We start from the raw sequence: 23,235 nt of genomic DNA on the forward strand, positions 1-23,235 counted from the left end.
GGCGCGACAGGATCAGCGCATCGCGTTTCGCGATGCGCGCATTACGGGACACGCCGCGCGCATGCGGCGCGTCACGTCGCCGGCGGGGCATGGGGCCGCCGCCGGAAGGTGGAGTGTGTTGTTCACGTAAAGGAGCGAAGCATGGGTACCTCGGCAGCAGGTGGTGTGACGAACACGGGCGACGTGCAGAAGCAGGCCGACGACCTGACCAAGACGCAGCTCGAACTGACCAAGATCAACTTCCAGGTTCAGCAATCGACTGCGACGTTCGAAACCAGCAACGCAGTGACCGCGCAGGAAGGGACGGCGAACGCCCAGGTTGCGCAACACCTGAGTTCCGCCGGCCGCGCGTGATGCCGGTCGCCGGCCGTGCCGCGCGACGTCGCATGCCGGGGCCGCCCGTGACGGGCGCTCGGCGTGGCGTAGGTGCGTGCCGGCCGGCCCGTTTCCGGCTTTGCCGGACAAGGAGGACACGATCATGTCGGTAACAGGCGTAGGCGCGGCGCCGCCGGGCGCGGCTGCGCTCGCGAGTGCCGCGCAGCAAACGGGCGCGACGTCCGATCCGGCGCAGGTGCGCCAATTCGATGCGCTGATGCAGCCGGGCGCATCGGCGGCCGCCCCGCCGTCTGCGTCGGGCGTCGCGATGTCGCGCGCGCCGGCGGATGCGGCACCGGCCGTGCAGATGACGCCCGCGCAGGCGAACCAGTCGTCGCTCGTCGAGCGGTTGCGCACGTACGGCAACGATCTCGATTCGCGGTACGCGAACATCGACAAGCATCGCAGCGAGATGCTGACGTCGATGGCGGACAGCCGCAGCGACCCGCTGATGACGATGGTGAAGGCGATGGATTTCCAGTGGACGGCAACCACCACGATTTCGGAATACCAGTTGAGCCTGTCGGTTGCGCAGGCGGCGAACGGCTTCACGCATACGGTGCTGAAGACGCAGGAGTGAAGCGCGCGTGATGGCTGGAGACGCTGGCCTCACGCGCCCTGAAGCGGACAAACGATGACGACGATCGATTCGACGCCACGCATGCATGCGTGGCGCAGCCGGGCGGCGCGCGCGCTGCTCGCGGGGCTGCTCGTGCTGTTGGCCGGGTGCCAGAAGGAGCTGTACTCGGGCCTGTCGGAGCGCGACGCGAACCAGATGATCGCGGTGCTCGGCGACGCGGGCATCAGCGCGTCGAAGGACAACGATGCGCGCGATACGTCGGACCGCAACGCATGGCTCGTGAGTGTCGCGGACGGCGACATGCAGGCGGCGCTCACGGTACTGCAGGCGAACGGGCTGCCGAAGCCGAGCTATGCGAGCCTTGGCGAGCTGTTCCAGAAACAGGGCCTTGTGTCGACGCCGGCCGAGGAGCGCGTGCGCTACCTGTACGGCGTGTCGCAGGATCTGTCGCGTACGCTGCAGGACATCGAGGGCGTGGTGGTCGCGCGCGTGCAGGTCGTGATTCCGGAAAACGATCCGCTCGCGGACAAGATCAAGCCGTCGTCGGCCGCGGTGTACATCCGCTATCGGCCGGGCGTCGACCTGCGCGCGATGGCGCCGATGGTCAAGGATCTCGTCGCGCACAGCATCGAGGGGCTGCAGTACGACAACGTGTCGCTGTTCCTGCAGCCGGCCGCCGCGCGCGCGACGCGCGTGGACGGGATCGGCAGCGCGGTGTCGGACATCCTGCGGCTGCGCTCGCCGCTCGGCTGGCTCGTGTTCGCGCTGATCCTGCTGACCTGCGCGGTGATCGCGCTGTCGGCCGCGCGGCGCGGGATGTTCGGCGCGCGGCTCGCGGGCCTGCTCGGTGCGCCGCGCGGTGTGAGCGGGAGCGGTGGTACGACCGCGCAGCAGGCCGGCGGCGGGCTGCGTACGCCGGACGGCGCGCGCGACGGCGCATGAGCGAGCCGCACGCGCCGCCGCCGGGCCAGGTGCACGATGCGGCCGCTGCATCCGACGCGGCGCCGCTGCCATGGCTGCATCCGCTTGCGCCGCCGCCCGCCGCACGCGCTGCCACGTTCCATGCGCTCGTCTGCGACTTCAACCTGCGGCCCGACCGCTATCTGCACGTGACACGCGTGCCGGCCGACTGGCCTGCGCGCTACCGTTCGCCGGACACGTTCGGCGCGGCCGGCCGCAAGCTGCTCGCGCGGCACCTGCTAGACCTGAGCGGCGTGGCCGACCGGCACGACTTCGACGTCGCGAACCCGTGCGCGCGGCTCGCGCTGCTGCCGGGCGCGGCGCTCGAGCAACTGGCCGCGTATGCGGGTCTGCTGCTGCATCGCGCATGGCTGCGCGACGCGCTGGCCGGGCGGCGCATCCGCGCGGAAATCGCGGCGCGGCTCGGCGGCGATGCGCTCGAACTCGCGCTCGAACGCGCGCCGGAATTCGGCGCGCTCGCGGAAACGCTCGAACCGTGGCGTGCCGATCCCGCCGCGCTGCCGGTCGTGATCCGGGCGCGCGGCGGCCGGTTGCTCGCGGATTTCATCGGCGTGGCCGGCGACGCGGTCGCGCGGCGCGTACGCCTGAAATTCAACCGCGCGATCGACGACGAGGTGCCGTACTGGCTGAACCGCGCGCAGCGCGACCAGTTCGGCGAACTGATGTTCCTGTTTCTGATTCCCGAGAGGCTTGCGTCATGGGACTGGCTTTTCTGATCACGAGCGACAACCTGCAATTGTTGTCGGAACGCAAGGTGCTCAAGGAGCGCGAATACGCGGCGCTGCTCGACGCGTCCGCGGTGATCGCGACCGCGCATGAAGAGGCGGCGCGCATCGTCGCCGACGCGCAGCGCGAATTCGACAAGCGCCAGGCGGCCGGCTACGACGAAGGCATGCGCCGCGCGCAGCGCGAGCAGGCCGCGCAGGCCTACACGCAGGCGCTTGCCGCCACGCGCACGATGGAGACGATGAAGGACGCGATGGCCGATATCGTCGTGAAGGCCGTGCGCGCGATCGTCGGCGAGATGAGCACGCAGAAGCTGTACGAGGCCGCGCTCGCGCGGATCGCGCCGCTCGTGCGCGACGAGGCGTTCCTGATCGTGCGTATCGCTCCCGGCCGCAAGGACGAGATGCGCGACGCGCTCGACGGCGCGTTCGCCGGGCAGTCGAACCGGCAGAAGATCCGCATCGTCGAGGACGCGCAGCTCGAGCGCCATGCGTGCACGGTCGAGACGCCGTCCGGGCGCATCGACGCGAGCCTCGACCTGCAGATCGACGCGTTGCGCCAGGCGATTCGCCGCGACGCGCTGAAGGGCGGCACGCGATGAACGCGCCGCTCGACGATCCACCCTCGTTCGGCGACGACGACGGCGCGCCGTTCGATCGCGGCCGCCTGGTCGGCGAGCTCGATGCGGGGCTCGCGTTCTTCTCGCCGGTGTCGGTGCAGGGCCGCGTCAACCACGCGGTCGGGCAGATATTGAACGCGACAGGCATCCGCGCGCGGCTCGGCGAGATCTGCGAGCTGCGCACGCCGAACCAGCCGACACTGCTTGCCGAGGTGGTCGGCTTCTCGCGGCAGACGACGCTGCTCACGCCGCTCGGCGACGTGGCCGGGCTGTCGCCGGAGACGACCGTCGTGCCGTCCGGGCGCGAGCACGTCTTTCCGGTGGGCGAGGCGCTGTTCGGCCGCGTGCTCGACGGGCTCGGCCGGCCGCTCGACGATCGCGGGCCGGTGACCGGCGCCGCGTGGGTCTCGACGCAGCAGGACCCGCCGAACCCGCTCGCGCGCAAGATGATCGACACGCCGTTTGCGACCGGCGTGCGGGTGATCGACGGCCTGATGACGCTCGGCATCGGGCAGCGCGTCGGCATCTTCGCGCCGTCCGGCGTCGGCAAGAGCACGCTGCTCGGGATGATCGCGCGCGGCGCGCAGGCCGACGTGAACGTGATCGCGCTGGTGGGCGAACGCGGCCGCGAGGTGCGCGAATTCATCGAGCACAGCCTGTCGCCCGAGGTGCGCGCGCGTTCGATCGTCGTCGTGTCGACATCCGATCGCCCGGCGATGGAGCGCGTGAAATCCGCGCTGGTCGCGACCGCGATCGCCGAGCACTTCCGCGATGCGGGCAAGCGCGTGCTGCTGCTGGTCGATTCGCTGACGCGCTTTGCACGCGCGCAGCGCGAGGTCGGCCTCGCGAGCGGCGAGCCGCCGACGCGGCGCAGCTTCCCGCCGTCGACGTTCGCGGTATTGCCGCGCCTGCTCGAACGCGCGGGGCAAGGCGCGCACGGGTCGATCACCGCGCTCTACACGGTGCTCGTCGAAGGCGACGAGGAATCGGACCCGATCGCCGAGGAAGTGCGCTCGATCCTCGACGGCCATATCGTGCTGTCGCGCAAGATCGCGCTCGCGAACCGCTATCCGGCGATCGACGTGCTCGCGAGCCTGTCGCGCGTGATGCCGCTCGTCGCGAGCCGCGCGCACCAGCATGCGGCCGCGCGCGTGCGCGAGCTGATCGCGAAGTACCAGGAGATCGAGCTGCTCGTGCAGATCGGCGAGTATCGCGAGGGCAGCGACCGGCTCGGCGATCTCGCGCTGCGCGCGCGCGACGCGATCGCCGCGTTCTGCGCGCAGGCGTCGGACGAGGACGTGCGCTTCGACGCGCTGCTCGCGAAACTGACGAAGCTGGCGAACGATCATGTCTGAAGCCGACGATCGCCTCGTGCTCGCGACGCTCGCCCGCCTGAAGCGCGTGCGCGAGATGCGCAGCCAGATCGCGCGCGTCGCGGCCGCGCGCCAGCAGGGCATCGCCGCGCAGAGCCGGCGGCCGCTCGCGGCCGCGCAGGCGCAGCTCGCGCGGCAGGTCGCCGCGAAGGCCGCGATCCAGACGCGGCTCGCCGACGACGTGCGCGAGGCTCGCGCGTTGCAGGACGCGGCGGCCGATACGCGTACGTTCGACCGGCATATCGGCACCGCGAACGCGTCGGTGAGCGAGGCCGCGCACGTGTATCGCGGCCACGAGGCGACGCTCGCCGACCTGCAGCGCGCGGCGCGCAAGGCGAAGGCCGCCGAGGACAAGCTGGAGAAAGCCGGCGAGAAGGCGCTGCACGCGCGCGCCGCGCGGGTCGAGCGCGACGCCGACGACGTCGCGGACGGCTACGCGGTGCGGCGCTTCGCGACGGGCGGCACCTGGGTAGCCGGTGCGGGCGATGCGGCCGGACATGCGTTCGCGCCGCCCGAGGCCGCCGCTGCGTTCGACGCGGCGATGACCGAAGCGGAAACGGACGCCGACATCGCCGCTGAAACCGTCGGTGAAACCGACGCATCCGCCGCGCCCGATGATCCCGCCGCGCCCGCCCCGCCCGCCGCCGCGGAGCGCCGATGCTAGACCAGGCCGCGGGCTTCAACGACGTCGCCGGCATGCTGCGGCCGCTGCTCTACGTGATGCCGCGTCTGCTGCCGATCATGTTCGTCGTACCGGTGTTCAACGAGCAGATCATCACGGGGCTCGTGCGCAACGGGATCGCGGTCGTGATCGCCGCGTTCGTCGCGCCGACGATCGATGCCGCGCAGGTCGCCGCGCTGCCGTTCCTGATGTGGTGCCTGCTGGTCGCGAAGGAGGCGATGGTCGGCATGCTGCTCGCGGGCGCGTTCAGCGCGGTGCTGTTCGCGATCCAGGGCGTCGGCTACCTGATCGACTTCCAGACCGGCAGCGGCAGCGCCGCGTTCTTCGATCCGATGGGTGGCCACGAAGGCGGCCCGACCTCGGGATTCCTGAATTTCGTCGCGATCGCGCTGTTCGTCACGGCGGGCGGGTTGCAGGTGCTCGTGCAACTGTTCGCGCAGTCGTACGCATGGTGGCCGATCGGCTCGCTCGGCCCCGACTTCTCGTCGATGCTGCAAACCTTCATCGTGCGGCAGACCGACACGATCTTCGAATGGATGGTGAAGCTCGCCGCGCCGGTCATGATCGTGCTGGTGCTCGTCGAGCTCGGCATCGGCCTGGTCGGCCGCGCGGTGCCGCAGCTCAACATCTTCGTGTTCTCGCAGCCGCTGAAGAGCGCGCTCGCGGTGCTGATGATGATCCTGTTCCTGCCGGTGGTGTACGCGTCGCTGCATGCGCTGCTGAGCCCCGACAGCGGGCTGATGGCGCTGCTGCGCGCGCTGTTCGCCGCGCACGGCGGCGGCTGAGCGCGCTGGAGCCGGGATGGCTGAAAAGGACCAGAAGCCGACCGCGAAGCGCCTGCGCGAGGCGCGCGAGAAAGGCGACGTACCGAAGAGCGCGGAAACGGTGTCGTCGGCGTTCTTCGTCGGCGTGTGCGTGGCGCTCGCAGTGGGCATCGGCTCGCTGTTCGCGCGCGTGCAGGCGCTGTTCCGGCTCGTGTTCGACGCGGTCGGCGCGGCCGATCCGTCCGCGCGGCTCGCGGCGCTGATCGACGGCGCCGCGCGCGACTGGGCGACGCTGTCCGCGCAGATCGTCGCGGCCGGGCTGCTGGCGGGGCTGCTCGCGGGCTTCGTGCAGGTGGGCGGCGTGATGGCGTGGAGCCGCCTCGTGCCGCAGTTGTCGCGGCTCAACCCGGCCGAGGGGATGAAGAACCTGTGGTCGCTGCGCAACCTCGTCAATCTCGCGAAGATGCTGCTGAAGACGGCGCTGCTCGTCGCGACGCTCGGCTGGCTGATCGTCGAGTCGCTCGATCCGTCCGTGCAGTCGGGTTTCACGCGGCCGGCCTCGATCCTCGCGCTGATCGTGAAGCTGCTGATGCTGCTGTTCGGCTGGGCCGCGCTGATCTACATCGTGATGGCGCTGATCGACATCGTGCACCAGCGGCACGAATTCAACCAGAAGATGAAGATGTCGATCGACGAAGTGCGGCGCGAGCACAAGGAGGACGAAGGCGATCCGCACATTCAGGCGAAGCGCCGCCAGCTCGCGCGCGAAGCGCAGTTTGCGTCGCTGCCGGACCGGATTAGCTATGCGTCGGTGGTCGTCTATTCGCCGCGCGTGGCGGTCGCGCTTTACTACGGCGGGATGGGCTCGCTGCCGTGGGTGCTCGCGCGCGGCGAGGGCGACGCGGCCGAGCGGATCGTGCGGCTGGCCCGCGACGCGCTGCGCCCGACGCTCGCCAACGTCGGGCTCGCGCAGGCGCTGTACGAGACGACGCCCGAGAACGGCACGATCCAGCCGCAGCATTTCCGCGCGGTCGCGCAGTTGCTGAAATGGGCGACCGGCACGGCTTGACGGCGGCGTGGCGGGTTGGCGTCGCATCGCATCAAGCCCCTTTTTTGGCGGCAATGCTTGCCGGCGATCCGGTCGGATTCGATATGACCCTATCGCTCGACCATCGGCATACGGCGTTTGACGTCCATTTTTTTCCGGATTTCGCCGACATTCACTGGTGAATTATTGCTGATTTATTTCTTCGTAATATGGCTCGACCGTCACGTCCGACGGCGGGCCGCGAGGTTGCGCCACCCGTGACGGACCAGGTCAACAGGGGCAGACAAATCAATGTGCGGAATCGACGGCTTTCTGAATAGCGTCGCCTTCGATGAGGAGACAGCGCGCGGCACGCTCGCGCGAATGACGGCGAGCCTCGCGCATCGCGGGCCGGACGGGCAGGGCATCTGGGTCGACCCGGAAGCCGGCATCGCGCTCGGTCACCGGCGGCTCGCGATCGTCGACCTGTCGGTGCACGGCCGGCAGCCGATGGCTTCCGCGTGCGGCCGTTACGTCCTCGTCTTCAACGGCGAAATCTACAACCATCGCGAACTGCGCGCGGAGCTGGAGCGCGCGGGGCGTGCACCGGCGTGGCGCGGCCACTCCGACAGCGAGGTGCTGATCGCGGCGATCGTCGCATGGGGTGTCGAGGCCACGTTGCGCCGCGCGACCGGCATGTTCGCGTTCGCGCTGTGGAATCGCGCGTCGCGGGTGCTGACGCTCGCGCGCGACCGGATCGGCGAGAAGCCGCTCTACTACGGGCGGATCGGCGACGCGCTCGTGTTCGCGTCCGAGCTGAAGGCGCTGCGCGGCTACCCGGGCTTCGATGGCACGGTCGACCGCGACGCGCTGTGCCTGTACCTGCGCCAGTCGAGCGTGCCCGCGCCTTATACGATCTATCGCGGCATCCGCAAGCTGCCACCGGGCACGTACATCCAGTTCGAACATGCACGGGACACGCCGCGCCTGCGCGCGTACTGGACGCTCGAACAGGCGATCGAGGCGGGCCGCGCGCAGCCGTTCGAGGGCAGCGCCGACGAAGCCGTCGGCCAGCTCGACACGGTCCTGCGCCAGGCCGTCGCGCGCCAGATGGAGGCCGACGTGCCGCTCGGCGCGTTCCTGTCGGGCGGCATCGATTCGTCGGCGATCGTCGCGCTGATGCAGGCGCAATCGGCGACACCGGTCGACACGTTTACGATCGGCTTTCACGAAGCCGGCTACGACGAAGCCGGTTACGCGAAGGCCGTCGCGCGCCATCTCGGCACGCGCCATACCGAGCTTTACGTGACGGCCGACCATGCGCTCGGCGTCGTGCCTAAGCTGCCGTCGATCTACGACGAGCCGTTCGCCGATGCATCGCAGATCCCGACCTTTCTCGTCTCCGAACTGACGCGCCGGCACGTGAAGGTGAGCCTGTCCGGCGACGGCGGCGACGAGCTGTTCGGCGGCTATACGCGCTACTTCCTGACGCCGCGCCTCTGGCGCAAGCTGCATCGCGTGCCGGCGGCCGTACGTGCGCGGATCGCCGCCGCGCTGCACGCGTTGCGGCCCGATCACGCGGACCAGCTCGCGGCGGTCGCGCAGGGCGCGTGGGGCGGCGGCGTGGAAGCGCGCGAATCCGCGTCGCGCATCGGCGATCGCCTGCACAAGCTCGGCCATGTGATGACGGCCGAGAGCCGCATCGGGCTGTACCGCCTGCTGATGTCGTCGGTGCATCATCCGGAGCGCCTCGCGCTGTCGGGGCAGGAGCCGCCGACGCCGCTCGACACGGTGTCCGCGTGGCCCGCGCACCTGAGCTTCGCCGAGCAGGCGATGGCGATCGACACGCTCACGTACCTGCCGACCGACATTCTCGCGAAGGTCGATCGCGCGGCGATGGCCGTGAGTCTCGAGACGCGCATGCCGTTCCTCGATCATCACGTCGTCGAATTCGCGTGGCGCGTGCCGGCGTCGGTGCGCTTGCCGGAAGGGCAGTCGAAGGCGCTGCTGCGCCGGTTGCTCGACCGGTACGTGCCGTCCGCGCTGATCGACCGGCCGAAGCAGGGCTTCTGCGCGCCCGTCGACCACTGGCTTCGCGGCGCGCTGCGCGACTGGGCCGACGCGCTGTTGCGGCCGTCGCGCTTGCGCGAGGAGGGCTTCTTCGATGCGGCGTCGGTCGAGCGGCTGTGGCGCCAGCACCAGACGGGCCGGATGAACTGGCAGCACCAGCTGTGGACGGTGCTGATGTTCCAGGCGTGGCTGGAACATCAGCGGGCGGCGTGATGCGGCATGCCGCGCGCCACCGGTGCGCGCGGCGCCACGCGGCCCGCGCGCCGATATCAGCCCACGATCAGTGGCGTGCCGACCGACAGGCGGTTCGGATCGCGTGAAACCGACGGATTGAGCTGGAGGATCTCGTTGAATGCACGCGTATCCTGCTCGCCGCGCGTCATCGCCTGCTGATCGGCGCGTGACACGTGCGCGGCGTCGAGCAGCGACTGGCGATGCTGGTCGGCGATGACCCACAGCGAATCGCCCGCGACGACGATGTAGGGCTGCGGCGACCCGGACGGTTGCGCGGTCGACGGCGTGGCGCTGGCCGACGGCGAAGCCGGCGCGGCCGGCGACGTACCGGGCGATGCAGTCGCCGAAGTGCTGGGTGCAGTACTTGCCGCAGCGCTTGCCGAAGGACTGGCCGAAGCGCTCGGCGAAGCGCCGGGCGCGAGATTCGACTGCGACGAATTCGACTGATTCGACTGATTCGACGAACTGGACCCCGAGCCGAAGAACGTCGTCCACAGACTTTCGATCAGCTTGTACGCGAACGCGCCGACCGGAATCAGCACGACGGCCGTCGGGATCTTCTTGATCAGCGGCGTCGCGTTCGGGAAATGCGTGTTCAGACGGCCCCCGAGCAGCAGCGCGGTGGACACGCCGGTCGCGATCGCGAGGTCGTAATGGCCGCCGCTCCACTGCACACCGGTGCCGAGGCCGCCGTACGCGACGGCCATGAAGTCGCTCGCCGAATCGGTGAAGCGCACGATGCGGCTGCGCTTGTCGGCATTCACGCGGTGCGCGCCGATCGTGTAGACGAGCCCCGCATACGTGGCGCCGAACGCACCGCTCGCGATGGCGGCCGAGCCGTAGGCGAGATCGAACGCCCCGTGCGCGTGCACGACGCCGCTGATGCCGACCGCGAGCGTCGCGGTCGACGTGATCGCGGCGCCCGCGCGGCCCGCGATCCCGAACAGGTGACGCGGGTTGCCGGTATGGAGCTGCTGCAGCGACGTGCCGCCGACGGTGCCCTGCATCTGCGCGAGCACGTCCGCGGCGAGCGCCTTGATGTGGGTCGTGGCGTCGTCGAAACTCATCAGCCCGACGCGGTTCAGCTCGACATACTGCGCGGCCAGCGTCCGCGCTTCGTTCGAGATCTGCTCGAGCTGGGCGCGCCGGTTCTGGCCGTAATCGTGCGCACCCGAGCGCAGTTGCCGCGACAGCGTCACTTCGAGCCGCGTGAGCACCGCCTGCGCGGCCTTCGGATCGCCGGCCTGCAGGCTGCGCACCGCACCCTGGTGCATGACCTGGAACACGCGGCCCAGGCGCGCGCCCAGCAGGAACGACGACGTCGCGCTGCCGAGCATGTCCTGCCGCAGCACGTGCGTCGCGCCGAGCGTATCGGCGATCACGAGCGCGCCGGCACCGGTGACGAGCGAGCTGAAGCCGATCGATTTCCACAGCTCCGCCTTGCGGAACGACGGCCGATGCACGCGTAGCGCGTTGATCTGCGCGAGCGCCTGCAGTTCCTCGATCATCTTGGCCTGTTTCGGGTTCGCCGCGATCTGCCGGCCGACGCTGATCGGCTTCGACGGATCGTTCTTCAGCGCTTCGCGCTCGACCACCGACTGCCAGTACGCGCGACTGTCGGGCAGCGGCCCGGCGGGATCGGCGGTCGACACGACGGTGCCGCGGGCCGGTGCGCGGCCGCCGGCTTCCGCGAGCCAGCGCTCGCCGAAGCGGCGGGCGAGTTTTTCGGTGCGCGTGGCGGGCGGATGATCGGCCGACGCCCACTGCGTCATCGCATGCTCGATCGTCGCCTTGCGCGCCTGGTTGACGAGCGCGGTCGTATTGCGTTCGTACAGGTCGCCGCGCAGCGTCGCGAGCGCGTCGTCGGACAGCCCTTTCGACTTGCCGATGCGCGCGATCTCCGCGAACAGCACCTGCTGCTGGTTCGCGAACGCCTCGGGGCTCACCGGTTCGAAGACGCGCGTGAGCGCATCGGCGCCGTGCAGTCGCGCGAACTTGCCGTGACGGTCGGTCTGGTAATAGTCGACGATCCGTTCCGCCAGCGCCCGCGTCAGGTCCTGGTTCGCGATGAAGTCGGCCCCGTGCGTGCCGTACGACAGCCCGACGTGCAGCCAGTCGATCGCCTTGCGGTCGAGCAGCGCATCGAGCAGCTCGACGTGGCCGGCGCCCGGCACCGGCTCGAGCACGGCGTCCCATCCGTGGAAGCTCAGCATCACGTTCGGCGCGGGCTCGCCCGCGTGATCGTGCGACCAAGTCTCGAACGACGTCATGAGCCGCGTGTACTCGGCATAGCTGTCGTTGGTGCCGGCGATCGTACGGCGGTCGTCCGCGGAGACGAGCGGGCGGCCCGACGCGGCTTCGAGACGAAGCTGGAAGCCATGGCGCGCCGCCGCGGTGAGCCATTTGTGCAGATGCGCGATATCGTCGAGCTCGAGCGTGCGCGTGGTGCCGTCCGGCGCCTCGCGCGTGATCGTCGCGTCGGCCTCGTTGTAGCGCGCGCCGATCGGGGACCCGAACTTGCGGGCGCGCCGGATGAACGCCGGATCGTGCTTGCCGCCGCGCGCGGCCGCGAGCGTGTGCGGATCGACCGGAATCGACACCACCGGCATCGCGCCGCCATATTGCTCGACGTAGCGCACCGCGAGCGCAGGATCGTCGCGCAGGTTGAACGCACGCGCCATCGGCGCGACGCGGTCCTGGATCTCGGCCGGCGCGCGCACGAACGCCTGGATCGCGCGCTTGTCGATCATGCGCGCCGCGCTGTGGCGCGTGGCGTACGCCTGCATCCACTTCACGAAGCGGTTGTGATCGCCGCCGGGATCGGCGACCGGCCCGCGCGACGGCATGCTGGACACCTCGCGCGCGAGACCGATGGGGATGCCGAGCGCCTTCAGCATCGGTGCGTCGGCCAGGATCGTCTGCGGTTCGTCGGTCAGTGCGAGGCCGCCGGCATCGGGCTGGTTGCGACGTGCGGCGACCGCCTTCACGCGGTCGATCGTCGGGAACCAGTCGGCCACTTTGGCGGCGCCGTAACGCATCACCCATTCCGCGACCGTGCTCGAACCGAGGCTAGGCTGGTAGGGCCGCAGCGTCAGCGGCTTGGCCGCCGGCGTCTTCGGTGGCTTCTGCGGCTTCGGCGCGGCCGGCGCATTCGACGCGTTTGCCGCATTCGCGGCGCGGCGATTGCGCCGGCCGCGCTTGCCGCGCAGCGCATTGCGCACCCGGCCGGCAGGGCCCGTGGAGCCGCCGCCGGCCGGCTGCGCGGCTTGCTGGGCCGCGGCGAGATCGGCCTGAGCGGCTTTCACGCGATCGATCTGGCCGGCGATCTGCGTGCGGATCCAGCGCGTCGCGAGGTCGAACTTCTGCGGCAGCGCATCGAAATACGACTTCTCGTCGAGCAGCTGCGTGAGTCGTTGCGCGAGCGCGGCTTTCTGCGTGGCGGTCGCGCGCGGATCGAACGCATCGGGCGCGAGCGTCGACAGCAGGAAGTGCTGGTTCGCGCCGAACGGGCCGCGCCCGAGCGGCATCTCGTCGAGCGGGCGGCCCGCGTCCGGGTGGTCGCGCAATTGCTCGGCGTCGTCGTACCAGAGTGCGTTGCCGTCGTGGATCGCGATGATGCCGCGGCGCGTATGCAGCGATTCGGCAACCGGATGATCGGTCTCGTACACGTACACGTAGTGATCGCCGCGCAGCGCCTTCAGCTCCAGCGCGCGCATCAGGTGCAGCGTGTTCGCGCCGCTGAAGTCGATCGCGAGCTGCTCGCTGTCCGGGACGAGTTTCGGCGGCAGGAACGGACTGTCGGCGCCCTCGATCTCGGCGATCTTGCGGCGCACGCCGGGGTCGGCTTTCGCGAGGCCGCGCTGCACGCGCGTGCCGAGTTTCTGCATCGGCGGCTTCTCGTCGCCGAGCGCCTTGCGCATTTCCGCCGGCGCGAAGCCGCCGTAGCGCTCGACCGTGTCGTGCGTGACGTCCGTCACGACGAATCGCACGCCGCGCCGGCCGCCGGACAGGTTGCGCGCGCGCCGGCGGAACGCGGCGCCGAGATCGCGCGGCGCGATCGTCGCGTCGCCGAGCGAGGTCGACTCGTGATAGGTCCAGTCGTGCGCGGCGTTGCGCGTCGCGTAGCCGAGCACCTTGCCGGTTTCCTTGTCGATCGCGTAAAGCGTCGCGCCGTCGCCGGCCGCTTTCGCCGCTTGTTTCGGCCGGCGAAAGCGCGGCGCGTCGGCGAGCGACTTCAGCTTCGTGACGACGTCCGCGTCGGGCGTCGCGGCCGCCTGTTCGGCTTCCCAGGTGCGGCCATCGCTGCGCGCGGTGATCCGTGCGGCGCCGCCGTATTCGCGCAATTGCGCGAGCGGCACGGGCGACACGTAGAAATCGACGTTCGCCCGTTCCGCGCTGCCGTTGTCCTTCAGCGCGCGATAGACCGCATCGCGGATCGGCACGGCCGGATCGGCGGACGCCTTGTCGACGAACGTACCGTGCTCGTCGGTGCGCATGCTCGCGACGAACGTCGGCTGCGCATGGCGCGCGTCGATCGACGCGTCCGGCCGCGCTTCATGCTCGGCGATCAGCACGTGCGCATTCGTGCCGAACGCCTCCTTCATTTGCTCGAGCGACGCGAGTTGCGAACCGTCGATGCGTATCAGGTCGCGTTTGCCGTGCGAGGCGAGGTGATCGAGCGCATGCTGGCGGCGCGCGGCCTCCGCCGTCGCCGCGGGCATCGGCGCGTTCGACGCCGGCTGCGGCGCGGGCGCCGGCATCTCGCGCGGCACGCCGAACGCGTGCACCGCATCGGCCTGGCTCGCGTAGTACGCGCGATAGGTCGCGTGGCCCGGCACGGACGGCGCGACGTCGCCGAATGCGGCCGCGAGCCGGCGCAGCCCGGCTTCGTCGCCGGGCATCACGTGATCGGCTTCGCGTGCGATCGCATCGGGCAGGCGGGCATCCCTCGCGATGTCGAGGCCGGCATCGTCGAGGATTTCGCGGCGCACCGCGAACGCGTTCGCCTGCGCGCGCGCTTCGGCCATCAGCGCGCTCTCGGTCAGCGCCTGCGGCGACGAACGGTCGAGCGCGAGGCGGCGCGTGATCGTCTCGACCGCGTGCTGTGCTTCGTGCGCGAGCGTGTAGACGAGCGTGTCGGCGCCATGGAACTGCCCGTCGAGCACGATCCGCTGCTTCGCGGTATCGATCCGGCTGCCGCGCCCGGGCCGGCCCACCACGATTTTCCAGCCGGCCTCGCCGGCCAGCGCGACCTGTTGGCGCAACAGGCTCGAGCGGTCGACCAGCGCATGGGCGGCCTTGGGCAGCGGCGCGCCGCCGAACCGCATCCGGATGCGCGTGATGACGGACGGCTTCTGCACGAACGCGTCGGGCGGCAGGTGTTCGGTGATGCCGGGATGCGCGAGCTCGATCGCGCCGCGCGCGATGCCTTCCTCGAGCATCACGCGCAGCGTGCCGATCTCACGGACGATGCCTTCCACGTTCAGCTTCGGCGCATCGGTCATGACCGTCGACGGATCGCTCAGGTAGAAGTCGCCGTGCGCGTCGAACACGCCTTCGAAGTCGTAGTACAGACGGTGCCGCGCGGTGATGTCGCGCGCGCGGTCGAGCTGCGCGAACGCATCGCGGGTGACGCGCGACGGCAGCATGCCGGCCATCACGTCGTGGCTGCTCAGCGACGCGAACGGCGCGTACATCACGGCCACGCGATCGAATGCCGCGAACGGGCCGCCGACCGTGAGCGTGCGCAGCCCGTGCGCGCGCAGCGCCGCGAGGCCTTCCTGTTCGAGGCGGATCGATTCGATGTGACCGAGAATCGCGCGATTGTCCGTGCCCTCGTAGAGGCCGATCGCATTGCGGCGGCCCAGTTCGAACACGGTCTTCTCGATGCCGGCGCCGGTCGCCGCGCCGGTGAAGCGCTCGACCGGCACGCGCGCGGCCGGATCGCCGCTCACGTGGACGCCGTTGCCGTCCACGTCGAGCGCGCCCAGGTCCGGGCGCTGGTGCGGCGCCGGATCGTAGCGCAGCCACGCGTTGGTATGGCTGAGCCGCGCCTCGGCGCCGAGCCCGACCGCGATCGTCGGCGGCGCGTAGACGGGGCGCTGCCACACGTTCGCGAGCCAGGCGGCGGCGTCGCGGCCGTTGCGTGCCGACAGAATCACCGACGAGCCGGGCAGGCCGAGCACCGAGCGGTGCGCGAGCGTGACCTCGACCGGCGTGTACGGCTGGCCGTCCGGATCGACGAGGCGGCCTTGCGCGTCGGTGACCCCATGCACGATCACGATGCGGCCGTCGCGGTCGTAGGACAGCGGGCCCGAGCGGTCCAGCGTCAGCGCGTCGACGCCGGCCACCGGCTTGCCGTCGAACGGCGAGGCCTTCACCGGCCGCGCGCGCGACCATGCCGTTTCTTCGGCAAGTGTCGCGGCCGTCTCGCGCGGCGCCGGCATCGTGACGCCGGTGCGCTGCGCGGCCTGCGCGTGGCGCCGATACAGCTCGCCGTAGGTCGCGCCGCCGTCGAGCGACGTCGGGCTGTGCTCGAACGCGTCGGCGAGGCGCGCGAGCGAGGCGGCGTCGCCGGCCCGCGCGCGGCCGTATTCGTTGGCGATCGCCTCGGGCAGCGCGACGTGGCGGCCGATGTCGATGCCGAGGTTCGCGCGAATCTCGTCGCGCACCTCGAATGCGTTGACCTGCGCGCGTGCCTCGGCGAGCAGCGCGCTGCGCACGTAGCGCTGCGTCGAGCCGTAGTCGAGCCCGAGCGTGCCGGTCGCGGCCTCGAGCGCATGGCGGGCTTCGTGCGCGAGCACGTAGACCATCGATCCGGTCGACTGCAGTCCGCCGTCGATCGTGACGCGTCGCCGTCGCGTGTCGATCTTGCTGCCGGCACCGGGCTTGCCGCGCACGACTTTCCAGCCTGCGTCGGCGCCGAGCCGAAGCTGCTGCGACAGCAGGCTCGATGCGTCGATCAGCCGGTACGCTTCCTTCGGCAGCGGCGCGCCGCCAAAGCGCATCCGCACGCGCGTGATGATCGACGGCTTTTGCACGAACGCATCGGGCGGCGGCGTTTCGGCGAGTCGCGGATGCGCGAGTTCGATGTTGCCGCGCTCGAGGCCTTGCGTCAGCGCGCGCTCGATCACCGCGAGCCGCTGCAGCGTGGTGAAATGCTCGCCCGCGCCCATGCCGATCGCACCGGGGTCGCTCAGCAGGAAGTCGCCGTCGCGCGTGAAGAGGCCTTGCAGGTCGAAGCCGATGCCCGTGCGTTCGACGACTTCGCGAATCTGCCGAATGTGCTCGAGCGCCGCGCGCGACACCACGCGCGGCAGCGCGCCCGTCTCGAAGCCGAAGCTGTGGAACACGCCGAGCGGCCGGTACAGCACGGCGACGCGATTCAGCGCGGAGAACGGACCGTCCATCGTCACGGTCTTCAGGCCGTACGACGCGAGATCGTCGAGTGCGATGCTCTCGTCGATCGCCGCCTCGATCTGGCGGGCTTCCGACGTATGCGGGCCGTTGTCGTAAACCGCGAGCGCGGCATCGTGGCCGAGCGCGAACACGGTTTTCTCGGCGCCGGCGCCGAGCAGCTCGCCGACGTGACGCTCGACATCGATCCGCGCGGCCGGATTGCCTTCGAGGTGCACGCCTTCGGCGTCGGCCGCCAGGTGCCCGAGATCGTGCGGCGCCGCGGGCGCCGGGTCGTAGCGGCGGAACACGCCGGTGTCGAGCAGCGCCGCGCGTTCGCCGACCGCGTGCGGGGGCGGCGCATACACCGGCCGCTGCCACAGATTCGCGAGCCCGGCGGCAGCCGCCTCGCCGCCGTGCTTGGCGGACAGCACGATCGAATAGCCGTCCTTGACCAGGAACGACGGCGCCTGGTCGAGCGCGTATTCATGCACGCCGGCCGGCCGCCCGCCCGCGAGCAGCGTGCCGTCCGGCAGCGTGTCGGCGTGCAGCATCATCACGCCTTCGTTCTCCAGCATCGTGAAGTGGCGGCTGCGCGCGGCCTGCAGGTCGGCCGCCGCGGGCACCGGCCCGTCGCCGAACGGCGACGCATATTCCGCATGCGCGCGGCTCCATGCCACGCGTTCGTCGAAGCTGCGCACGCCGTGCGGCGCGTCGCCGGTCTCGTGCGCCTGCGGCGCGGGCATCCGGCGCGGGATGCCGCCGCGGCGCTTCTGGCGCGACCACACGTCGTCGTAGAAGTCGCGGTAGGTCTCGCCGTCGCGGCCCGACACGGGCGCATCGGCGAATGCGTCGACGAGGCGTCCGACCGTGCCCGCATAGTCGTGCGACGGCGCGCGCCATGCGGCGCCTTCGCGCTCGATCGCATCCGGCAGGCGCACGTGCGCGGCAATGTCGCCGCCGCCCGCGAGCTCGATTTCGTAGCGTGCCTCGAACGCGTTGATCTGCGCGCGCGCCTCGGCTTCGAGCGCCTTGCGCGTGAAGCGGCTGCGGTTGCCGTAGTCGAGGTTCAGCACGCCGGCCATCGCCTCGACCGCATGGCGCGCTTCATGCGCGAGCGTGTACGTGATGCTGCCCGGGTGCTGGAGCGCGCCGTCGATCGTCACGCGGCGCTTGCGCGGATCGATGCGGCTGCCGCCGCCGCGCTTGCCGAGCGTCACGCGCCAGCCGGCGTCCTGCAGCATGCGCAGTTGGGTGGCGAGCGTGCCCGACTGCATCGCGAGTGCCTGCGCGGCTTCGGGCAGCGCCGCGCCGCCGAAGCGCATCTGCATTCGCGTGACCCAGCCCGGCTTCGCGGCGCCGGGGTCGGGTGGGGCGGTTTCGGTCGTTTCCGGGTGCGCGGCGGCGAGGCCGATGTCGTCGTTCGCCGCGGTGCGGCGCTCGCCGCCCGCCGGTGCGCGGGCGGCCCGGCCGTGCGCGTCGTCGGTCGCGCGTGTGCCGCGGTCGGCCGCGGCCGTGTCGCGTTCCGCCATCCGCTCGGGCGCGCCGGCGCGTTCCGGCTTGACGAGCACGAGCACGCGGTTCGGCGCGCTGAACACGCCATCGAGCGCATTGACCGGCTCGGGCGGCGCGGCCGGCCGCGGCATCGCCGGGTCGTTCGGGCCGCGCTTGCCGGCCAGCACGATCACCGTGTCGTCGGCGGCCGGGCGTGGCGCGGCCTGCGGCGCTTCGTCGGGCGCGATGCCGTCCGGCAGGCCGGTTTCACGGGCCGCCGCGACCGTCTCCGGCGCGGGATCGAAGCGCAGCACGCGCGCGCCCGCGCGCAACTGGCCGTCCGCACCGAATGCGTCGGGCGCGGCCGCGTAGACGGCTTTCTGCCAGCGGTTCGCGAGCTCGGGTGCGAGCGCCGCGTCGTGTTCGCCGGCGACGACGATCACCGGTTCCTCGAGATCCTGCGGGCGCGGCGACGATGGCCGCGCACCCGGCGCGTCGGGTGTCGCGCCGCTGCGCACCACGTAGACCGTGCGATCGCCCACGTCCATCGGCTCGGCGCTCGGCCCGCGCGGCACGGCGATGCCGGCCGGATCGGACGTCGCCGCGCGCGTGACGGGCGCGGCGTCCGTCAGATCGACGACCTTCGCGTTGACGCGCGGCGGCGCGCCGTCCGGCCTCGCCCGCGTGCCCGGGCCGGCCGGCTCGTCGGTCGCGACGGGCCGCCAGCGCATCGATTGCGTGTCGGCGCTGCGCCGGTTGGCGCTCGCGGTCGTGCTGCTTTCGGCATCGGTTTCGTCGCGCTGCTGCTGCACGCGGGCGTGTTCCTCGCTGGTGCGGCGCGTGCTGCGCGCGTCGGCGGACACGCTCGCGGCTTCGCCTTCGGCCGCCGTCTGCGCGAGGCGGCGCGGCGCCTGTGCGCCGGCGACCGTCTGCCGATAGGCGTCGCTGGCTTGGTCGAGCACGTGTTGCAGCACGTCGAGCGGCGTCTTCGCGACGATCTTCGGCGTCACGCTCATCTCGCCGTCGGGGCCGAACGACATGCGCTCGCCGGTGCCTGTCACGTCGTCCACACGCGTGCCATTGGTCCAGGCCTTCGGCGACACCGAGACGACGGACAGCGTGCCGTCTTCGCCGAGCACCACCGATTTGCCCGGCGGCAGGCGCTTCGCGGATGCGCGGTCGAGCACGCGAATCGGCGTGTTCTCGTAGGTCAGCACCTTGTCGCCCACGCGAAGCGTGCCGTCCGGCGACACCTTGACGGCTTCGCCGTCGAGCGTCACGCGTGTGCGGCCGGCCGCGAGCGACGACGCGTCGCCGCTATTGAGGATCCGGCCGATCGTCTGGCTGTCGACGGTGACGGTCTTGCCGTCGGCCCCGCGGATCGGCACCGGCTGGCCGGTGCGCGTGCGCACCGACGTCACCGCACGTTCCTTGAGGCCGCCGGCGGCCATCAATGCGACGTTGGTGATCCCGGACTTGAGCTGCTCGCCGGCCGCCTTCTTGTCGCCGGTGACGAAATAGTCGTAGCCCGCTTCGCCGAACGCCTCGACCGCGCCGCCCACGCCCGTCACGACCGCGGTGGTCCGCGCGCCGGTGGCGAGCACCGACGCGACCTTCGGCGTGCGCGTGAGCGCCGTGACCGCGCGCGTGAACAGCTTGCTGCCGGCGAGCTTCGCGGCGCCCGCCGCGCCCATCGGCACGAGGTTGATGAAGTCGGCCCGGGCGCCCGCGTCGGTAAACGGATTGAGACTGCGCCCGTGGTCGGCGCGGTTGGCCAGATCGAGGCCGGCGCTCGTCATCGTCGCGCCGATCGCCGTGTACATCATCCCCGCGCCGAGGATGTTCAGCGGCACGCCGACGATCGCGCCGATGCCGGTGCCGTCGAGCAGCGTGCCGAGGCCTTCGAGCGCCATCCCGCCGACCATCATGCCGATGTTCAGGCCCGTGCTCGTCAGCGTGTTCAGAAAACTGTCGAAGCCGCTTTCGTGATGCGCGGCCTTCGACACCAGTTGCAGCGTGCCGTCCGCGTTGTGGCCGGTCGCGATGTCGACGGTGCCGTCCGTCGACAGCTCGTTGTTGTCGATGTAATCGTTGATGTCGTCGTAGTTGCTCGCCGTCTCGTCGACGTACTGCGTGCCGTCCTTGCCGCTGACCTTGAACAGCGCGCTGGTGGTCATGCCGGCATCCTTCGCGGCGTAGACCATCGGCAACACGCTGACCTGCGTCGTCGCGCCGCCGCCGATCGACAGCAGCTTGTCGCGCACGCTGTTGATCGTCTTCAGCTTGTCCTTGTCGGTGTAGCGCGCGACGTCGTCCTTCGTCGGCGATACGGGGTCCGAACCATCGCTCGACGCCGCGTCGTTCTGGACGTCGGGCTGCATGCCGAGCGCGACGCCGATCAGGTTGCGCTGTTCGTTGTCGGTCAGCTTGCCGAACGCGATCGTGCCGCCGTTGTTCGTGCTCGCGCTGGCCGCGTCGAGCAGCGAGTTCGACAACTCGCCGCGATGCGCTTCGTAGAAATCGTGCAGCGCCTTCTTGTAGTCGTTCTCGGCGTCCGAACCGGGTGCCGCATAGCGCAGCCGTTCGTCGAGGCCGGCGTCGAACCCGTCCATCAGCACCTGCTGGTGCGACGTCTCGCTCAGCAGCTGCAGGCGCTGCACCGCGTTGTCGGCCTGCGTGACGGCCGCCTTCGCCTTGTCGAGCTCGCCCTGATACAGGTTCGGGCGCGGCGCCGACGGCGCCGGGATCATGTCGTCGCCCGCGACGGTGCGAAAGCGCATGGGCGGCGGATTCGCGGCTGCCCAGTCGTCGTACTTCTTCTGCACCGACTCGAGCGTGCTCTTCGCCTGCGTCTGCTTGACGCGCGCCTGCGACAGCGCGAGCTGGGTCGCGCGCTCGTTGACCGAATCCGACATCCGGCTGTCGGCCGCGCGGATCGCGCCCGCGACGGTCTGCATGCGCTTCACGTCGAGCATCGTCGGGCCGGCCTGCGCGGCGGTCGGGCCCGACGATTGCGGCAGCAGGAACGGGCTGTCGAGCAGCGGCGACGTGGGCAGCGACGATGCGCCGTTGGACCCGGGCAACGTCGGCAAGGCCTGCGGCGAAGCGCTCGGCAGCGTCGGCGTGCCGGTGGGGGCGGCCGACGAGGTCGACAACGACGATGCGGGCAGGCCCGGCAGGCCGTTCGCGGTCGACAGCGACGGCGTCAGCAGCGGCGGTTGAAGCGTGGGTTTCGTGAATACTGATTGCGCGTTCACCCGCGCCTTGATCTGCGCGGCCTGATCGTCGTACTGCTGCGCGAGCGTCGCGCCGTACGCGACGACGAAGCCGTCGTGCGCGATGCTCGCCTGCTGCTTCGCCTGATCGAGCTTCGCATACGCATCGCCGAGGTCCAGATCGACCTGCGGGTCCTTGATCATCGCGTGCGGATTGTCCTTGTGCCACGCGTTGGATGCGTCCAGCTTCTTCGTATAGTCGCCCTGCAACGTGTCGACCTGCCGCTGCGCGGACAGCATCTGCAGATAGCCGCCGCTCGTGTTCGCGGCCGTCTGCGCGCGGGCGAGCGCGGTCTTCGCGTCCGACACGGCGTTCGGGACGATCACCGTCGGTCCTTCCTTGCCGCTGGCCGAATCGTAGCGCTGCTGTGCGTTCGTAAGCGCCAGGCTGTCGTTGGCCGCGCCGTACGCGGCGTTCGCATAGTTCGCATCCTTCGCGGCGGACGTGACGGCCTGCTGCGCGGCATCCTGCGAAGCGGGCGCATCGGGCATCGTGACCTGCAGCTCCAGCGGCTGCAGCGCGTCGTTCAGGCGCCCGACGCCCGCATCGAGCGCGGCCTTGTAGTCCGGATCGGCGAGGTACGACTGGAACTGCGTATACGCGAGGTTGGAATTCGCGACATCCGCGAAATATTTCGACGCGCCCACGGCCGCCTTCGCGCTCGCGGTCTGCCAGTCGTCGTAGAGCCGGATCTGCAGCGGGTTCTTGCAGTCGCCCGGCTGCGGCACCCAGTCGGGATCGTTCGCATGATCGGGGAAGGCGTCCAGCAGCGTCTTGAACTGCTGGTCGGCCGCGTGCTGCGCGTCACCGGGGTCGGTCACCTTGCCGGAATCGTCGATCTTCATCCCGGCCGGCATGTCGGCATTCGCCTGTTCGCCGTACAGGATCATGTAGCCGGCGTCGGTCGTCACGTTCAGCTCGCGCTGCGCGGTGTCGGCCGTCGTGCGCGCCTTCGCGTAGTCGGCCTGCGCGGTCTTGCGGTCGTCGGCCGTCGACTCGGGATCGCGGTTGACCAGATGCAGCACGTTCTGCGCGCCTTGCAGCGTCTGCGACGCGTTGTCGTACTTCGTCTGCGCGTCCTGGATCGCTTTCTGTACCGCGCGCGTCTTGTCGTTCTCGACGGTGATGTCGGGCGGCGGCGCCGTATATTGCGCGGCCATGCTCTGGATCAGCGACGTCGCGGACTGGATCTCGGCGTTGGTCGGCTTCGACGGATCGGTGGCAAGCGATGCGGTGACGGGAATCGGCGGGGCGGCGCTCGGGTTCGCGGGCCCGGCGGCCGGGTCGTCCTTCTTCGGCGGCGGAGGAGGCGGGGGCGGCGGTGCAACGACCGGATTCAGCGTTTCCGACAGGAAGCGCTGCCAGTTGACACCCAGTCCCAGTCCGTCGATCAACAGCATGCTCGTCTCCGTTGAGCCGCGCGATGCGCGGCACGTGCGGCGTCCTGCACGCCGCGACGTGATCGTTCGAGTGTACGGACGCACCCGGCGGCGGGAACGCCGCTGTTTCGTAGCGGCGGGAAGCGGCCGGCGCCCCGGCGTCGCGCGGGCTACGAGACGCGCGCGGCATGGCCGCCGCACGCCGCGCGTCGTCGTTCGGGCCCCCGAAAGCGACGTGGGCGCGCCCGCACGGCGCCCCG

At 70.7% G+C, this 23,235-nt stretch carries 12 protein-coding genes; 11 read left to right on the plus strand and 1 reads right to left on the minus strand.

Going from position 1 to position 23,235, the window contains the following annotated elements; all coding sequences use genetic code 11:
• Positions 1 to 141 precede the first annotated feature (141 nt).
• From HWX07_RS02750 to asnB, 11 genes are all read left to right on the plus strand, one after another.
• Positions 142 to 354 (plus strand): hypothetical protein, encoded by a 213-nt coding sequence (locus HWX07_RS02750; protein ID WP_006480857.1) that lies wholly within the window; start codon positions 142 to 144, stop codon positions 352 to 354.
• Positions 355 to 478: 124 nt separating this feature from the next.
• A complete protein-coding gene (locus HWX07_RS02755; protein ID WP_175875088.1) occupies positions 479 to 955 on the plus strand; it encodes a hypothetical protein in 477 nt (158 codons plus the stop codon).
• A gap of 54 nt (positions 956 to 1,009) precedes the next feature.
• Positions 1,010 to 1,897 carry a type III secretion inner membrane ring lipoprotein SctJ gene (sctJ, locus tag HWX07_RS02760; RefSeq protein ID WP_175875089.1) on the plus strand — a complete coding sequence of 296 codons (888 nt, stop codon included), beginning with the start codon at positions 1,010 to 1,012 and terminating at the stop codon, positions 1,895 to 1,897.
• A complete protein-coding gene (locus HWX07_RS02765) occupies positions 1,894 to 2,652 on the plus strand; it encodes a SctK family type III secretion system sorting platform protein (protein ID WP_175875090.1) in 759 nt (252 codons plus the stop codon). The genes sctJ and HWX07_RS02765 overlap by 4 nt, the downstream gene beginning before the upstream one ends.
• Positions 2,634 to 3,263 (plus strand): type III secretion system stator protein SctL, encoded by a 630-nt coding sequence (gene sctL, locus HWX07_RS02770; protein WP_126369039.1) that lies wholly within the window; start codon positions 2,634 to 2,636, stop codon positions 3,261 to 3,263. The genes HWX07_RS02765 and sctL overlap by 19 nt, the downstream gene beginning before the upstream one ends.
• On the plus strand, positions 3,260 to 4,636 hold the full coding sequence (gene sctN, locus HWX07_RS02775) for a type III secretion system ATPase SctN (RefSeq protein WP_175875091.1): 1,377 nt from the start codon (positions 3,260 to 3,262) through the stop codon (positions 4,634 to 4,636). The genes sctL and sctN overlap by 4 nt, the downstream gene beginning before the upstream one ends.
• Positions 4,629 to 5,318 (plus strand): hypothetical protein, encoded by a 690-nt coding sequence (locus tag HWX07_RS02780; protein ID WP_175875092.1) that lies wholly within the window; start codon positions 4,629 to 4,631, stop codon positions 5,316 to 5,318. Before sctN ends, HWX07_RS02780 begins: the two co-directional genes overlap by 8 nt.
• Positions 5,312 to 6,121 (plus strand): type III secretion system export apparatus subunit SctT, encoded by an 810-nt coding sequence (gene sctT, locus HWX07_RS02785; protein WP_175875093.1) that lies wholly within the window; start codon positions 5,312 to 5,314, stop codon positions 6,119 to 6,121. Before HWX07_RS02780 ends, sctT begins: the two co-directional genes overlap by 7 nt.
• A gap of 16 nt (positions 6,122 to 6,137) precedes the next feature.
• Positions 6,138 to 7,169: an EscU/YscU/HrcU family type III secretion system export apparatus switch protein gene (locus HWX07_RS02790; RefSeq protein ID WP_175875094.1), complete on the plus strand. Its 1,032-nt coding sequence runs from the start codon at positions 6,138 to 6,140 to the stop codon at positions 7,167 to 7,169.
• Positions 7,148 to 7,330: a hypothetical protein gene (locus tag HWX07_RS02795; RefSeq protein ID WP_175875095.1), complete on the plus strand. Its 183-nt coding sequence runs from the start codon at positions 7,148 to 7,150 to the stop codon at positions 7,328 to 7,330. The genes HWX07_RS02790 and HWX07_RS02795 overlap by 22 nt, the downstream gene beginning before the upstream one ends.
• A 109-nt stretch (positions 7,331 to 7,439) precedes the next feature.
• Positions 7,440 to 9,410 carry an asparagine synthase (glutamine-hydrolyzing) gene (gene asnB / locus HWX07_RS02800; protein ID WP_175875096.1) on the plus strand — a complete coding sequence of 657 codons (1,971 nt, stop codon included), beginning with the start codon at positions 7,440 to 7,442 and terminating at the stop codon, positions 9,408 to 9,410.
• 56 nt (positions 9,411 to 9,466) lie between these two features.
• Here the strand turns inward: asnB and HWX07_RS02805 are convergent, their stop codons facing one another.
• The gene (locus tag HWX07_RS02805) at positions 9,467 to 22,996 is read right to left on the minus strand and encodes an LWXIA domain-containing protein (protein WP_175875097.1); all 13,530 of its coding nucleotides are present in this window, start codon (positions 22,994 to 22,996) and stop codon (positions 9,467 to 9,469) included.
• Between the last annotated feature and the right edge of the window lie 239 nt (positions 22,997 to 23,235).

Origin of the sequence: Burkholderia sp. BCC0097 (assembly GCF_902832985.1) — a bacterium.
Lineage (GTDB): Bacteria > Pseudomonadota > Gammaproteobacteria > Burkholderiales > Burkholderiaceae > Burkholderia > Burkholderia orbicola.

Excerpts from the sequence above, each read along its gene's own strand:
- HWX07_RS02750 (WP_006480857.1), top strand. The coding sequence starts at position 142 with ATGGGTACCTCGGCAGCAGGTGGTGTGACGAACACGGGCGACGTGCAG.
- HWX07_RS02755 (WP_175875088.1), top strand. The coding sequence starts at position 479 with ATGTCGGTAACAGGCGTAGGCGCGGCGCCGCCGGGCGCGGCTGCGCTC.
- sctJ (WP_175875089.1), top strand. The coding sequence starts at position 1,010 with ATGACGACGATCGATTCGACGCCACGCATGCATGCGTGGCGCAGCCGG.
- HWX07_RS02765 (WP_175875090.1), top strand. The coding sequence starts at position 1,894 with ATGAGCGAGCCGCACGCGCCGCCGCCGGGCCAGGTGCACGATGCGGCC.
- sctL (WP_126369039.1), top strand. The coding sequence starts at position 2,634 with ATGGGACTGGCTTTTCTGATCACGAGCGACAACCTGCAATTGTTGTCG.
- sctN (WP_175875091.1), top strand. The coding sequence starts at position 3,260 with ATGAACGCGCCGCTCGACGATCCACCCTCGTTCGGCGACGACGACGGC.
- HWX07_RS02780 (WP_175875092.1), top strand. The coding sequence starts at position 4,629 with ATGTCTGAAGCCGACGATCGCCTCGTGCTCGCGACGCTCGCCCGCCTG.
- sctT (WP_175875093.1), top strand. The coding sequence starts at position 5,312 with ATGCTAGACCAGGCCGCGGGCTTCAACGACGTCGCCGGCATGCTGCGG.
- HWX07_RS02790 (WP_175875094.1), top strand. The coding sequence starts at position 6,138 with ATGGCTGAAAAGGACCAGAAGCCGACCGCGAAGCGCCTGCGCGAGGCG.
- HWX07_RS02795 (WP_175875095.1), top strand. The coding sequence starts at position 7,148 with ATGGGCGACCGGCACGGCTTGACGGCGGCGTGGCGGGTTGGCGTCGCA.
- asnB (WP_175875096.1), top strand. The coding sequence starts at position 7,440 with ATGTGCGGAATCGACGGCTTTCTGAATAGCGTCGCCTTCGATGAGGAG.
- HWX07_RS02805 (WP_175875097.1), bottom strand. The coding sequence starts at position 22,996 with ATGCTGTTGATCGACGGACTGGGACTGGGTGTCAACTGGCAGCGCTTC.